Source organism: Paenibacillus sp. Z3-2, from assembly GCF_054161325.1.
Genome location: NZ_CP096397.1, coordinates 147,491 through 162,917 on the forward strand (window position 1 = coordinate 147,491; position 15,427 = coordinate 162,917).

At 48.1% G+C, this 15,427-nt stretch carries 14 protein-coding genes; all 14 read left to right on the forward strand.

The window, feature by feature from the left end:
* Positions 1-6: 6 nt before the first annotated feature.
* The 14 genes from ppaX (at position 7) to M1D71_RS00815 (ending at position 15,307) form a co-directional block, all read left to right on the forward strand.
* Entirely contained in the window at positions 7-663 is a 657-nt protein-coding gene (gene ppaX / locus M1D71_RS00750; RefSeq protein ID WP_458124865.1) for a pyrophosphatase PpaX, read from the forward strand.
* The gene (locus M1D71_RS00755) at positions 660-1,202 is read left to right on the forward strand and encodes an acyltransferase (protein WP_458124866.1); all 543 of its coding nucleotides are present in this window, start codon (positions 660-662) and stop codon (positions 1,200-1,202) included. The genes ppaX and M1D71_RS00755 overlap by 4 nt, the downstream gene beginning before the upstream one ends.
* 412 nt (positions 1,203-1,614) lie before the next feature.
* Entirely contained in the window at positions 1,615-2,814 is a 1,200-nt protein-coding gene (locus M1D71_RS00760; protein WP_458124867.1) for an ATP phosphoribosyltransferase regulatory subunit, read from the forward strand.
* 1 nt (position 2,815) lies between these two features.
* Entirely contained in the window at positions 2,816-3,475 is a 660-nt protein-coding gene (gene hisG, locus M1D71_RS00765) for an ATP phosphoribosyltransferase (RefSeq protein WP_091012003.1), read from the forward strand.
* A 114-nt stretch (positions 3,476-3,589) separates the two neighbouring features.
* Complete coding sequence (hisD, locus tag M1D71_RS00770; RefSeq protein ID WP_458124868.1) at positions 3,590-4,894, forward strand: histidinol dehydrogenase; 1,305 nt, start codon at positions 3,590-3,592, stop codon at positions 4,892-4,894.
* Positions 4,887-5,516, forward strand: a complete 630-nt coding sequence (gene hisB, locus M1D71_RS00775) for an imidazoleglycerol-phosphate dehydratase HisB (RefSeq protein WP_458124869.1) — start codon at positions 4,887-4,889, stop codon at positions 5,514-5,516. The genes hisD and hisB overlap by 8 nt, the downstream gene beginning before the upstream one ends.
* Positions 5,517-5,519: 3 nt before the next feature.
* Positions 5,520-6,146 (forward strand): imidazole glycerol phosphate synthase subunit HisH, encoded by a 627-nt coding sequence (gene hisH / locus M1D71_RS00780; protein ID WP_458124870.1) that lies wholly within the window; start codon positions 5,520-5,522, stop codon positions 6,144-6,146.
* 294 nt (positions 6,147-6,440) lie between these two features.
* The gene (gene hisA / locus M1D71_RS00785) at positions 6,441-7,175 is read left to right on the forward strand and encodes a 1-(5-phosphoribosyl)-5-[(5-phosphoribosylamino)methylideneamino]imidazole-4-carboxamide isomerase (protein WP_047841450.1); all 735 of its coding nucleotides are present in this window, start codon (positions 6,441-6,443) and stop codon (positions 7,173-7,175) included.
* 30 nt (positions 7,176-7,205) lie between these two features.
* On the forward strand, positions 7,206-7,967 hold the full coding sequence (hisF, locus tag M1D71_RS00790) for an imidazole glycerol phosphate synthase subunit HisF (RefSeq protein ID WP_090904961.1): 762 nt from the start codon (positions 7,206-7,208) through the stop codon (positions 7,965-7,967).
* A gap of 1 nt (position 7,968) precedes the next feature.
* A complete protein-coding gene (hisIE, locus tag M1D71_RS00795) occupies positions 7,969-8,688 on the forward strand; it encodes a bifunctional phosphoribosyl-AMP cyclohydrolase/phosphoribosyl-ATP diphosphatase HisIE (RefSeq protein ID WP_458127125.1) in 720 nt (239 codons plus the stop codon).
* Between the two features lie 12 nt (positions 8,689-8,700).
* Positions 8,701-9,525, forward strand: a complete 825-nt coding sequence (gene hisJ, locus M1D71_RS00800; RefSeq protein WP_458124871.1) for a histidinol-phosphatase HisJ — start codon at positions 8,701-8,703, stop codon at positions 9,523-9,525.
* Between the two features lie 292 nt (positions 9,526-9,817).
* The gene (locus M1D71_RS00805; RefSeq protein WP_253504789.1) at positions 9,818-10,765 is read left to right on the forward strand and encodes a ribose-phosphate diphosphokinase; all 948 of its coding nucleotides are present in this window, start codon (positions 9,818-9,820) and stop codon (positions 10,763-10,765) included.
* A gap of 258 nt (positions 10,766-11,023) precedes the next feature.
* Complete coding sequence (locus M1D71_RS00810) at positions 11,024-13,282, forward strand: helix-turn-helix domain-containing protein (protein WP_458124872.1); 2,259 nt, start codon at positions 11,024-11,026, stop codon at positions 13,280-13,282.
* A gap of 438 nt (positions 13,283-13,720) precedes the next feature.
* Positions 13,721-15,307, forward strand: a complete 1,587-nt coding sequence (locus M1D71_RS00815; RefSeq protein ID WP_458124873.1) for an extracellular solute-binding protein — start codon at positions 13,721-13,723, stop codon at positions 15,305-15,307.
* The last annotated feature ends 120 nt before the right edge of the window (positions 15,308-15,427 follow it).

Sequence of the window (15,427 nt, forward strand, 5' to 3'; positions counted from 1 at the left end):
TGCAGCATGATTGACACGGTACTGTTCGATCTGGATGGAACGATAATTGATACCAATGAGCTGATTATCAGCTCATTCCAGCATGTTATGGGGGGATGGGAACATTCAGCTCCATGGACACGGGAACAGATTATCCCGCATATGGGTGGCACACTGGAGCAGCAAATGCGCACCTTCTCAGGACAGGAGGAAGTCTCCGAGTACGTGAAAGGTTACCGTGCCTATAATGATATCCATCATGAAGCGATGGTTAGACCTTTTCCGCATGTTATTGAGGTAGTAGAAGCTCTGCATCAGACTGGCATTGTAATGGGTGTGGTCACAACCAAAATTCGTCCATCTACATTAAAGGTGCTGGAGCGTTTTGATCTACTGAAGTATATGAAGACGATTGTAACAGTTACCGACGTAACGAATCCGAAGCCGCACGCTGAACCTGTACTGAAAGCCATGAAGGAACTGGGTGCTGATCCTGCCAAAACCTTAATGGTGGGTGACAGTCCGGTGGATATCCAATCGGCACAAAATGCTGGCGCTCTCTCAGCAGGGGTTGCATGGTCTCTTAAAGGAGAAACGATCCTGAACGGATATGGCCCCGATCACATGCTGCATGATATGAGAGATTTGTTGAAACTCATCCGTATTGAAACGGAACGTTCATGAGAAAAGTAACCCGCTATCCGGTAGAGGACCAGAATGCACTTTGGCATATCTACAAGACAGTGAGTCCGTGGAAGGGCGTTCGTAATTTTATCTGGATCCAGTTATCACGCTACTGTCCGATTCTATCGGTGAAGAACTGGATATACCGCCGGATGCTCGGTATGAAGGTGGGAAAACACACAGCCTTTGGCCTCATGGTGATGGTAGATGTGTTCTTTCCGGAGAAAATAACGGTTGGTGAAAACTCGGTCATCGGTTACAACACAACAATTCTCGCTCATGAGTATCTTATTAAGGAGTACAGGCTCGGTGAGGTGATTATCGGGGAAAATGTACTGATTGGTGCCAATACAACAATTCTGCCCGGAGTAACTATAGGGGATGGAGCCGTTGTGGCTGCCGGAGCTGTCGTACATAAGGATGTTGCTCCAGGAGCTTTTGTTGGAGGCAATCCACTGCGTGATCTATCACATTCGGCAACTTCTACGGAAGAGACTGTCTTTAACATGGATGATCCTTCTCAGGGCAGTGTGCATTAAGTCCATAAATTGATAAATCAATATAAATCAATGAAAGTTGATTCGAAGTAAAAAGCTGCTGATAGCAGCTTTTTTCGTATATAAATACCGATTGGTAAGGGTAACGGTGCGTGTATATAACGATATCTTTATCCAAGGACGTTCAAGCCTCGGTATTGTTGACGGTAATGCGGATTTCATGTTATCATATCCCATATCCTTTAGTTTGTTAGCACTTTACCATATGAAAGTGTTTGGAAAGAATTAAACATGATAAAGACTGAACTAAACCAATAGTTGAAGGCTTTTGCTTTTGGAAGCAATACGGTGATTCAGGTTTATAAAGATAGAATGGGGGATTTACACTACATAAATCCTGTTGAAATAGAACGAGGGCGACTCTTAAATTACTGACTCGGGGTGAATATTACCAATGTCCAAACCAAAAGGTTTTGAAAAACCGACCGGCTTCCGCGACTATACACCACATGTAGTATCCAAGCTGCGGACGATTGAACGAAATGTACTGGAATGCATGGAACGCTGGGGTTACCGTCAGATCATTACACCAACGATTGAATACTACGACACGGTAGGTGTAGCAAGCTCTACATCGGATCGAAAACTGTTTAAATTATTGAACAGCCGCGGAACCACGCTGGTGCTGAGATCGGATCTAACGGCTCCGATAGCACGTGTAGTTTCGTCTATGCTCAAAGATGAGCAGTTACCGCTGCGTCTATCCTACCATGCGAACGTATTCCGTTCCATTGAAGAGGAAGCTGGACGTGAAGCTGAATTCTTCCAGACAGGCGTGGAGCTGGTCGGGGACGACTCACCTGAAGCGGATGCAGAAGTTGTTGCGTTAGCAATTGCCTCTTTGCAGGCAGCGGGGGTATCTTCTTTTAAAATAGCAATGGGGCATATGGGATTCCTGAACGGATTATTGGAGGAAGTGATTCCAGGCCAGACCGCTGAGCAGGAGCAATTGAAGGAAGGTCTGCTCGGACGTGATTATGTCGGCTATCGCCAGTCAATTGAAGCATTGAATCTGGAGCCTAAGCTGAAAGAACAGCTCGAAGCGATCCTGCGTCTACGTGGTGGTAAGGAAGTATGCACACATGCGGCAGAGCTAAGTTCAAGCGCTGAAGCAGCTCAATCGATTGCACATCTGTGTGCGGTATTCGAAGTGTTGGAGGCTTACGGTGTATCCGAGCATGTACTGATTGATCTGACGATGATCGGTGATTTCTCCTATTATACGGGCATGACGTTTGAAGGGTATGCGGCAGAACTGGGCTCACCGGTATGTAGCGGCGGACGGTATGATAATCTGTTACAACAGTTTGGGCGCTCGTTGCCAGCTACAGGCTTTGCACTGAAAACCAACCGGATTATTGATGGCGTTCATGGCATTATCATTGAAGAGAAAAAACCAATACTTATCCAATATAGCTCGAAACGTCGGGCCGAGGCACTAACAGAAGCAGCAAGATTACGCAGTATGGGTCAAAATGTAGTGACACTCCTTCTTCCTGAAGACGGAGCTGAGGGAAATGCTGTATCGAGTGGTGCAACAATTGTTCAGGCTGAGCAGGTTATTACTTACGGATCTGAAGAAGGGGGACGCTGAGATGTCGGATATTCTGAAGGTGGCCATGCCGAAGGGACGAATCTATAAAAAAGCCTCCAAATTGTTCCGTGAAGCGGGACTGGATATTCCAGAAGACGTGGACGATACACGCAGACTGGTCATTGAAGTACCGGAAGCGGGAATGGAATTCATCATGGCGAAGCCCGTGGATGTTCCAACGTATGTGGAGTACGGTGTTGCCGATATCGGAATTGTCGGTAAAGACGTTCTGCTGGAGGAAGATCGGGACGTGTACGAACTGTTGAATCTGGGAATCGCCCAGTGCCGTATGTCTGTGATCGGACTTCCCGACTGGAAGCCAGGCATCCAGCAACGTGTGGCAACGAAGTATCCAAGGATTGCTTCACAGTATTTCCGGGAGCAGGGACAGCAGGTCGAGGTGATCAAGCTGAATGGTTCCATTGAGCTTGCACCCCTGATTGGTCTGGCAGACCGGATTGTCGATCTGGTGGAGACAGGTCAGACGCTGCGCGAGAACGGACTTGTGGAGATGACAGGCATTCTGGATATCACGAGCCGTCTTATCGCCAATCGGGTAAGTTATCGGATGAAAAATGCACGAATCCAGGCTTTGTGTGATGCACTTCAGCAGGTCATTCCGGCTTCGAATGAGATTTCAGCGGGAAGTCTTCGGGGATAAACTAATGCGTCGGAAATATAGATGAGAAACATGTAAAGCAAAGGTAAGAGGCACAACAAAGAAACGAATCGGCATAAATAGGCAGGCATTACAGGGGATAAGGAGGTTGTACACATGAAAATTGTACCTGCACGGGAGTTTGATCTGAAGCGTGAAGTAGAGTATGGTACGCCGGAGCAAAATGAAACGGTACGGCGTATTGTCAGCGACATTCGCTGGGAGGGAGATAAGGCCCTGCTGCGTTACACGGAACAGCTGGACCGCACGAAGCTGACGGCAGCGGAGCTACGCGTGCCGCAGGATGAGCTGCAGGCTGCTTATGCAGCTGTGGAGCCATCCTTTGTGACGGCGATTCGCCAAGCTGCCGCCAACATTCGTGCGTTTCACGAGAAGCAGAAACGCAATTCTTGGATGGATTGGCAGCCGGACGGCAGTCTGCTGGGCCAGGTCATCCGACCGCTGAAGCGGGTCGGTGTCTATGTACCTGGCGGCAAAGCAGCGTATCCATCGTCTGTGCTGATGAATGTGATTCCGGCACAGGTGGCAGGCGTGCCGGAGATTGTTCTCGTGACGCCGCCGTCTACGAACGGCGGCGAAGGTATTGACCCGTACATTCTCGTTGCTGCTGCGGAAGCAGGCGTGAGCGAGATGTACCGGGTTGGCGGCGCTCAGGCCATCGCCGCCCTGGCTTACGGCACGGAAAGCATTGCCCCGGTCGACAAGATCTGTGGACCGGGCAATATTTACGTGGCGCTCGCGAAGCGCGAGGTGTACGGTGCGGTCGATATCGACAGTATCGCCGGGCCGAGTGAGATTGTGGTGCTCGCCGATGATACGGCGAATCCGGTGTATGTCGCCGCAGACCTGTTGTCGCAGGCGGAACATGACGAGATGGCATCGGCCATTCTCGTCACCAATTCGGCCTCGCTGGCGGAAGCCGTGCAGGGCGAAGTGCAGCGCCAGCTTGCTGTGCTGCCGCGGCGGGATATCGCTGCTGCTTCCGTGGAGCAGTATGGCGCGATTATAGTAGTCGATTCCATCGATGAGGGAATCGATGTGGTGAACCGGCTCGCACCGGAGCATCTGGAGATCATGGTGCAGGAGCCAATGGCTTACGCTGGCCGGATCGAAAATGCCGGCGCGATCTTCCTCGGCCCGTACAGTTCGGAGCCGGTAGGGGATTATTTTGCCGGACCGAATCATATTATTCCGACCAATGGAACTGCGCGGTTCAGTTCACCGGTGGATGTGGATGATTTTATCAAGAAGTCCAGTCTGATCTATTACAGTAAAGAAGCGCTGCTGCAGAACGGAGCGGCTATCATAGAGTTGGCCCGCCATGAGGGTCTTGAGGGACATGCCCGTGCAATCGCTGTACGGTTAGAACAGGAAGGAAAGGCGGAATCAGACAATGGATAAGCAAAATAATGGAGTGGAACTTGGAAACAAAGGTGCGGTGCGCCAAGCAGAGGTTGATCGCAAAACAAACGAGACCAATATCCAATTGGCTTTTGCTGTAGATGGAACGGGACAATCCACGATTGAAACGGATGTGCCCTTCCTGAACCATATGCTGGATCTGTTCACGAAGCACGGTCAATTCGACCTGACCGTGCAGGCTCGCGGAGATATCGACATCGATGATCACCACACAGTTGAAGACATCGGCATCTGTCTGGGGCAGACGTTGCGTGAAGCTTTGGGTGGCAAACGCGGGATCAAGCGCTACGCCAGTGTTTTTGTACCGATGGACGAGGCGCTTGCTCAAGTCATTATCGATGTGAGTAACCGACCTCACTTTGAATACCGTGCAGAATACCCTTCCCAACAGGTAGGTAGTTTCTCCACGGAGTTGGTGCATGAATTCCTGTGGAAATTGGCGCTGGAAGCTCGGATTACGTTGCATGTTATTGTGCACTATGGACAGAACACCCACCACATGATTGAAGCGATCTTTAAGGCATTGGGACGTGCACTGGATGAGGCAACGATGATTGATCCACGTGTAACGGGTGTGCCTTCCACGAAGGGAGTGCTGTAGACGATGGCGATTGCAATTGTCGATTACGGTATGGGGAACCTGCACAGCGTCGGCAAAGCGGTCGAACGTCTTGGCTACGAAGCGCTGGTCACGGGTGACCGGGAAGAGATTCTTGGTGCAGATGGTGTCATTCTGCCAGGCGTAGGTGCTTTTGGTGATGCGATGGTTCATCTGCGGGAGAGTGGACTAGATACGGTGGTGAAGGAAGCTTCTGCCGGATCCAAGCCACTGCTCGGTATCTGTCTGGGCATGCAGCTGTTGTTCAGCTCGAGTGAAGAGCATGGCGAGCATGTGGGACTGGATATTCTGCCAGGTAAAGTGGTGCGTTTCGCACCAGGAGAACTGAAAGTTCCTCATATGGGCTGGAACCGTTTAGAATTCCTACATGCCGAAAACCCGCTATTTATGGGACTTGAGGCAGGTCACGTTTATTTTGTCCATTCCTATCATGCACTTACTGAAAATAGGGACGATCTGCTGGCGGTGACGGATTACGGACATCCGGTTACAGCCATTGTAGGCAGAGGGTCTAACTTCGGCATGCAATTCCACCCGGAGAAAAGTGGTGAACTTGGCATGAAGCTGCTTGGTAACTTTCTGGCTCTGACAGGAGCGCCTGTACAAAGGTAAATGTCTCTGGAATCCGTGGACAATAGGACTAGTGCAAGAGAGCGAACACATAGTCTACGCAAGTCCAGAGAAACAGGTGTGATCTGAGTATAATTCATATGATCCGAGACGGAGTGATACACTGCTACGGAGTGTTAAACATAGCATACCCGGTATGTGAGCATTGCTCGTCTCTTCTAATTTATAAAATATCTGGAGTTAAACACGTAGGCACGAAATCCAGCGTACCAATAGAGTTCATATCGTCAGTATGTAATAAGCGTACAAATCTAATCAATATTCAGGAGGCCTTGTATGTCATCTTTTATCCTATATCCGGCGATTGATATCCGGGACGGCAAATGTGTAAGACTGGTGCAGGGAGATTATAATCAGGAGACCGTGTATAATGATGACCCGGTTCAAGTGGCTCTATCCTGGGAGAAGCAAGGCGGTACATACGTTCATCTGGTGGATCTGGATGGTGCCAAAGCGGGGCATCCCGTTAATGATGAGCTGATCGGACGGATTGCCTCGGCTGTGAACGTACCCGTTCAGGTTGGTGGCGGACTTCGTACGGTAGCGGATGTTGAGCGTTTGCTGGGTCTGGGTGTTAGCCGACTGATCATTGGGACAGCAGCGATTGAAGATCGTGCTTTTACAGAGGAAGTACTGGGACGTTACGGGGATAAAGTGGCCATTGGTATCGATGCACGTAATGGTTACGTGGCAACCCGCGGATGGCTTGAAACATCCGAAGTACAGGCAGAGGTACTCGCGAAGGAACTGGCGGCATACGGGGCAGAAACGTTTATCTTTACGGATATATCCCGTGATGGCATGATGCAAGGTCCTAATGTCGAAGCGATTGTGTCTCTTGCCAAGGCGAGTGGACGGACGGTTATTGCTTCCGGTGGTGTAAGTGTGATGGATGATCTGCTTCGTCTGAGTCGTCATGCGGATGATGGTGTTGGTGGAGCAATCGTGGGCAAAGCGCTGTATACTGGAAGCATCGATCTGTCTGAAGCAGTACGTGCGGTAAACAAGTAGAGGATATTCGGGTAGAGAGGAAGAGGTAGCATGCTGGCAAAAAGAATCATCCCCTGTCTGGACGTGAAGGACGGCCGGGTCGTCAAAGGCGTCAACTTCGTTAATCTCCGCGATGCGGGTGATCCGGTAGAGCTGGCGGCGCTATATGACCGCGAGGGCGCGGACGAATTGGTATTTCTCGATATCTCCGCTTCGGTAGAAGGTCGCGAAACGATGGAAGAAGTCGTACGGCAGACGGCAGGCGAGATTGCTATTCCTTTCACCGTAGGCGGTGGCATCTCCAAGGTGGAGGATATGAAGCGTATTCTCCGTGCAGGGGCAGACAAGATTGCAGTGAATACAGCGGCGGTACTTAATCCACAGTTAATTGCCGATGGCGCACGTCGCTTCGGATCGCAATGTATTGTGGTAGCAATCGATGCCAAGTATAACGAGGCTTGGGGCGAGTGGGAGGTCTACACGCACGGTGGACGGAAACCTTCCGGAATCAAGGCACTGGAATGGGTTAAGCAAGCTGAGGCATTAGGCGCGGGAGAGATTCTGCTAACAAGTATGGACGCGGACGGAACGAAAGACGGTTTTGATCTGAAACTGACGGCAGCGGTATCCGAATCTGTGCGTATTCCGGTCATCGCATCGGGCGGTGCGGGCAAGGAATCTCATTTCTATGATGTATTCACCACAGGCAAAGCGGATGCGGGTCTGGCCGCAACGATTTTCCATTACAAAGAAATCGCCGTACCGGCGCTAAAACAACATTTGAGAGAACAAGGGGTGGAGATCCGTGACTAAAGTGAGCGATGAAATCAAGGAACAGCTGTCCTTGGAACAGGTTGTGGAACACATTCGTTGGAGTGATGGTTTGGTTCCTGCAATTGTGCAGGATGTGGATACACGGAAAGTCTTAATGATGGCTTATATGAATCGCGAATCCCTGAAGTTGTCGCTGGAATCCGGTGAGACCTGGTTCTGGTCACGCTCGCGTCAGGAGTTGTGGCATAAAGGTGCAACATCTGGCAACGTGCAGACGATTACTTCCCTGAAATATGATTGTGACGGCGACACCTTGTTGGTTGAGGTCAAACCAAATGGTCCTGCTTGCCATACAGGTGCGGTAACTTGTTTCCATAATGAGATCATTGGTTTGCCAGAGAAATCGGCGGACAAGGCTTCGGATGGGACCGGTGCGAATGCTGCAAACTCCAGTTCCGAAAGTCGCTTTGAGGTATTGGCTGAACTGGAATCCGTTATTGCAGAGCGTGAACGTGAGCGCCCTGAGGGTGCATATACAACGTATTTGTTCGATAAAGGTGTAGATAAAATCCTGAAGAAAATCGGTGAAGAAGCGTCCGAGACGATCATCGCCGCCAAAAATAAAGATAATGACGAGCTTCGCCTGGAAGTCAGTGACCTGATGTATCACCTGCTCGTCCTGTTACAAGAGCGCAAGCTGCCGCTGGACGACATTATGTCAGAGCTGAGCCGCCGTCATGAACGGCCTCGCCGCGATTAGGAGGCGAGCATCGTGCGTATAGACTATCACACACACCATGAGCGGTGTGGACATGCCGTCGGCAAACTGGAGGAATACGTGCAACGCGGGGTGGAGATCGGGCTATCCCAGATTGGATTGTCCGATCACATGCCCTTGTTGCATGTGGATCCGGCTCAATATTATCCGGAAATGGCGATGCCTATGGATGAACTGCCGCGTTACGTGGAAGAGTGCTTCTCCTTGAAAGAACGTTACCGTGGGCAGATTGACGTGCGCGTTGGTCTGGAAGGTGACTACATTGAAGGCTGGGAAACAGAGATCCGTGCGATCATCGAGCGTTATCCATGGGACTATGTGATAGGCTCTGTTCATTTCCTCGGGGAATGGGACATTACGGACTTCCGCCAGACCCATCATTGGGAAGGCAAAGACGTACTTGAAGTATATCGTCAGTACTACGATGCCGTAAGCAAGGCAGCTGCCACGGGCATGTACGATATTATGGGCCATACGGATGTCATTAAACGCTTCGGCTTTGTTCCTTCAGCAGAGCAAACAGAAGAACGTATCTCACTGGAGAACGCAGCGCTGCAGGCTATTGCAAAAAGTGGCTGCGCCATGGAGCTGAATGCTTCCGGGTTATCGAAACCGTGTGCAGAGATGTTCCCTAGTCGCAGGATGCTAACGGAAGCTATTCGCTTGGGTATTCCATTAACCATGGGCTCTGATGCACATGACCCACTGAAGCTGGGGGATTACTTGCCTGAAGCGGAGGCTCTCTTGCATGAGCTGGGCTGTACGGAGGTCGCTGTTTTCGAAGGCCGTCATCGCTCGTTCATTCCTTTAAATGTATAAGCCAGTGGAGTATAATGAGGGTAGGAAATAACCTTTTAGAGGTAGTTCAAAAAGTCCGCCTTTGATTACGAAGGATGCCTAATGGCATCTTCAGCATCGAAGCTGGAATTCAGCCGAAATGTCCGTTGCTCACGTAGTTTTGCCTACGCTCCGTTGCTCACGTAGTTTTGCCTACGCTCCGCTACTCCATTTCTAGCTTTATCCCATCTTCTCGGTACTGAAAACCGGTCTTTTTGAACACTCGCTTTTAGATAAGGGATTATATAGGGACTTCAACCCTCGGGAGGGCATTATGCAGCATTCGTTACGTATTTTTTCCGGTTCATCGAACCCTAAGCTGGCAGAACAGGTATGTGACAAGCTGGGAGTACAACTGGGCAAGATCAAGCTGTCCCGGTTCAAGAGCGGAGAAATATACGTTCATTATGAAGAAACGATCCGTAATTGCGATGTGTTTCTGATACAGTCGTTGTCTCATCCGATCAATGAGTTGTTTGTTGAACTGCTTGTGATGATTGATGCCGCGAAGAGGGCTTCTGCACGTACAGTGAACATCATTGTTCCTTATTATGGCTATGCTCGTCAAGAGCGTAAATCTGCTCCTCGGGAGCCGATCTCGGCTAAGATGGTAGCAGATGTATTAACGACAGCTGGGGCCAATCGGGTGGTAACGATCGATCTGCACGCAGCGGCCATTCAGGGATTCTTCAACATTCCGGTTGACCATATGACATCGCTGGATCTGATTAGTGATTATCTGTTAAGTAAAGGCATTGAGAACCCTGTCGTGGTTTCCCCAGATGCGGGACGAGCATCAATGGCAGAGAAGCTGGCGAATCGTCTGGATTCTCCATTTGCCATTATGATCAAGAAACGGCCAAGCCATAATGAATCGGTGATCACCCATGTCATTGGTGATGTCGAAGGCCGGACACCTATTATTATTGAGGATCTAATCGATACCGGAACGACTATTCTGAATGTCGTGGAAGGGTTGAAGGAACGTGGGTCCAAAAATGTATATGTATGTGCAACACACGGATTGTTCTCGGATGGGGCAGTGAGTAAATTGAATCACCCGTCTATTGAAGAGGTGGTCGTTACGGACTCGATCGCACTGCCAGATGACCACCCTGAATGCTTCAAAGTGTTACCTGTTGCGCCAATGTTGGCCCGCGCCGTACGCATTATTGTGGATGGTGGTTCCATGGCTACATTGTTTAAGGATTCTGGTATTTAGCGCATCGAGGTATTAAATGTTGCTAAGCTTGATTAGCTGTTCCGTGTCTGAGTTGCTTGCCTGCTCAGCACGGTTTTTTTGTTTTGACTCTAGGAATTCAATTCTTGCATTACTGCTCGGAGGCTTGTGCTATAATAACATAAAATTAGTTATGATAGCGTTATCATATATGGGGTTCATCCCAGAGGTGTGACGGATGCTGAACAGTAGAACCACGGCTGATGAATATTGGCATCGTGGAGTGAGGAGTGGGGTCTATTGTCTCGTAATTGGTATTATCGGTTACTTTTTTCGTATTTTCCGATTTTTTTTCTTACCGTGACCATACTCATTTTTATCGCGTTTGTATTTATTAATGATATCTCCAGGGAGGAAACCCGAAAAGCAGACCGCATTTCCTCCAGTTATCTTTTGGACACGGTAGATCGCACGATCAGAGATATTGAACTATCCATCCTGGAAACGGTGCAGAGTCAACAGGCCTATAAACTTTATTTTAATAATACAAGCCAGACCAGCTCCGATAACGTGTATACCATTGCACAGAGTTTGCGTGAGATGACCAATTCTTCCTCATGGATTCAATCCATTTATCTCTATGACAAGAGAAATCAACATGTTCTAACGGTAAGTGGCTCCAGAGAAGTGGAAAGTTTCTCTGATAAAGCATGGATTGATCAAATGGCCAACGGGTCAACTGGATCGGGCTGGCAGCCCGTTCGGGAATTCGATGCTGAATCCGTACAACGTACCCCTATTCGGGTGTTAACCATAAATAAAGATATGCCTTTACCTTTTGGATCCCAAGGTACCCTGGTCATTAATATCAAGATGAGTAGCATCGAGCAAAGTGTAGACAGTATGGTCAATGGGCAACTGTCATTTCTGACAATTACGGATCGCGATGGCCAAGTGGTGTATAACGCACATTCTGATGGGGAGGGTTCAGTAGATGGACAAGAGCTGAATAACTTACCCCTGGAAAGACTGGGTTGGACATTATCGAGCGGAATCAAGGCAGGGAACTTGTTTGGCTGGGTATCTGTTGTGTCCTATGTGTGGGTGATCATTGCCATTGTGACTGTCCTCTGTGCGATCGTCTATATCGTGTATATTACTCGTCGTAACTATAAGCCTATTCAGATCATCATGAACCGGATCGAATCACATCAGATTCGGGCGTTCGAACATTCCGGTGTTCGTACCGATGAGATGAAGATGATTGATGGTGTGCTTGAGAATCTGATTAATCATATGATGGATTATGATAAGAAGAGTAGAGAAAATGTACTTATGCAACGCAGTAAGCTGTTTAATGCTTTGCTGCATGGGGAACATACGGATCATGCTGCTGAACAGCTAAAGGAGCTATCCCCGTTGGATGAGGTACATGACACATCACGTTTTATTGTTGTGGTTGGTGAGATTGACCGCTATGAAAAGGGGTTTCAGGAGAGGTATACAAGAGGCGAGCAGAACACTTTGAAATTTGCCCTAATGAATGTTCTGCAAGAGCTATCCCGCAATACAGGGGTACAATGCTGGACAGAATGGATCAGTGCAGATCGTATCGCAATCCTCTTTGTGTTTATAGAACAGCGGGATAACAAGGATATGGCCGGACAGATTCGCGTTCTTGCGGAGGAATGTAAATCATGGGTTGAACAAAACCTACGTATTTCCTTACGCTTTGGCATTGGGCCAATTTCTGACGGTTTAGGTTCGATTCAGAATTCCTATGCGGCGGCTGAGGCAGTGATGCAACGTAAACTGTTAATGAATGGGGATGTGGGTCAGGCGGAGTGTGGAGAACACCAGCATCCATTGCTGGATACCTACACGTATCTGCAGATGATTGCCGACTTCGTGAAACGATTCCGGATGTCCAGTACCCAGTGGCGTGATCAGCTAGAGGAGATATTTACAGCGTTTGAACAAAATAAGCTGCCGGATGATGAGATTCATTCCCTAATCCAGGCGATGCTACAGATGCTCAGCAGAGAAGTGGCCATGATGTCGGAAGAGCTGCAGGAGGCATTGTCAGAAGAGAATATTAACAAGTGGCTACAGTTGATGGAAGAAGCAGAGACACTCCAAGATGTCAAAGGTCTTCTGTTCGATAATCTGACGGATCTGTTCAGAACATATGTAGCGGTAACCGAAACCAAGAGTTACAAGGCAATGGTTAACGAGATGAAAAATTATATTGAAGAGCAGTTCGCAAATCCGGATCTTTCATTAAAACATTTGAGTGATCGATTCCAGATTACAGGCAAGCATGCGAGTTATTTGTTCAAGACAGAATTCAACATGAAGTTTGTTGATTTTGTTACAGAGCTTCGCATGAAGGAAACGGAACAGTTGCTTATAAAAACGGATCATTCATTACAGGACATTGCCCTGAAGGTAGGGTATGCTAACGGGATTACTTTGGGGCGTGTATTTAAGCGGGTAACGGGGATTACACCAGGAGATTATCGACGTTTGAAACGTGAACACCGAGCACCCGAAGAATAGCACGTGTATCTGATGTTCATACATCAGAAATGAAGTATAGGGTGAATTTCTTGCATTCCTTTTTCGTTCGGAGAGGAGGGAGACAGGAGTTCACCCTTTTCTATTGATCGGACATTAAACTGAAATCGGATTTACCTGCTCGCGAAGGGGATTATGGAGGTATGCCTTTTTTGTTGGGGTTTCCGATTATAGGCTGTATGTGAAAATGGTTTATCTGCAATGGGTCAGGCAAGCCGGCATCTTAGGAGACATATTGCTGTTAAAGCCTGAGATAGCGCGGGTTCAGGAAAATAGTCAGTGTGCGAAAATGAGCATAGTGTATAAACCATAATCCGTTTGAAAGCGCTTCCGAAACTGGTTTATTGCAGAGGGTTGGAAAAATGTGAAATACTCTGGGCAAGCTTTAAACATTCACGCAAAGCCAAAGGGGATGACAAAATGACAAGAAAAGCAACCAAGGGGAGTCTGAAGAAATGGATGGGTTTGGCGCTTACGATGGTAATGGGCGTTTCTTTACTTGCGGGATGCTCATCAGCATCAGAAGAATCAGCTGAAGGTGGAACATCAGGAAATGGCGAGCGCGTTACTTTAAAGGTGGAGGTATTTGATCGCGGTAATAGTCCTTCTCCACATACGATCACGAACAACTACTTAACTAAATTTGTTCAAGAGAAATTCGGCGATCCGAATAACATTGATGTGCAATTCGTACCTGTTCAACGTTCAGAAGAAACAACCAAGCTCAACGTGTTAATGGCCAGCCCCAGCGACGTTCCAGATATTGTGTTTGTATACGACTCCAGTGTGTTCTACCGTTACGCTCAGCAAGGTGGTCTAACTGACGTAGGTGAACTTCTTAATGAACATGCACCTAACTTAAAAGAATATCTCGGCGAAGACCTGTTGAAATTCGGTCAGCTTGAAGGTCAGCAATTCGCTATTCCGGGTAAACGTGCCATTACGGCTCGTTACAACTCATATATCCGTCAGGATTGGCTCGATAAAGTCGGCATGAATGCTCCAACAACAACGGATGAGCTGTACGAAACGTTGAAGGCATTCAAAGAGAAAGATCCGGGCAATCTGGGCAGCAAAAACATCCCAATGGGTATGGCACTTGCCCCAGCGCAGTACGAAACATTGATTTACTCCTTTATTAAACCCGTACAAGATGGGCTTACGTACAGTCAGCGTTACGAGCTACCATTGCATGATGGCTTCAAAGATGCGATGCAGTTCCTTAACAAGCTTTACAATGAAGGCCTGATCAGCAAAGACTTCAGTCTTGATGAAGAAAAAACGCAATTGGTCAAAGACTTCCAGAACGGTAATATTGGCTACATGTCTGAGGACGTAGGTCAGATTCTATATGCAGAGGGTATGCTTGATAATTTGTACAAAAATGTACCGGATAGCAAAGTTGTAGCAGTTGACGCTTACACCAACCCGAATGTGGACAACAAACACATCAAATCACGTTATGGTAGCAACGGTATGTACATCATGATTCCAAAAAGCAGCAAACGTTCGGTTGAAGCAGTGAAATACCTAGACTGGATGGCTTCTGGAACGAACTTGCTGGAGATGAACACCGGTGTCGAAGGTGAAAATTACGATATGGTTGATGGTGTACCAGTTGTTAAAGATGATGCACCACAGGATGTCAAAGATCGTCTCTACAACGGTGGTGACATGGCCATTATTGCCAACGGTAAAGTAGTTGGAGATCAGTCAGCCAATGAAGCCGCATGGATTGCAGGCTTCCCAGAACGTAACCAAGAGCTGATGAGACAGTCCATTGATATCGCTAATACGGATACGATCGGCCCGGTTATCTTCAGCAAACCAATTGAAGCAGAATCTAAATATGGTACAGCGCTAAATGATAAGCTGAAAGTGCTTATTGTGAAAACTGCGATGGCTAAACCGGCAGACTTCGAAGCGGTATATGAAAAAGAAATGAATGATTTCATGTCACTGGGTGGCACAGAACTGAAGAAAGAGCTTGAAGCAGCACTTCAGTAAGCGTTATCAAATAAACTGGTTCATCTTGTGATTACTAAATCAATATGTAATTTACCGCATAACTTTGGAAGGAACGTGTGCCGCCAGTATGGGCGGCACAGCCGTTTCTCTGTTGATAGG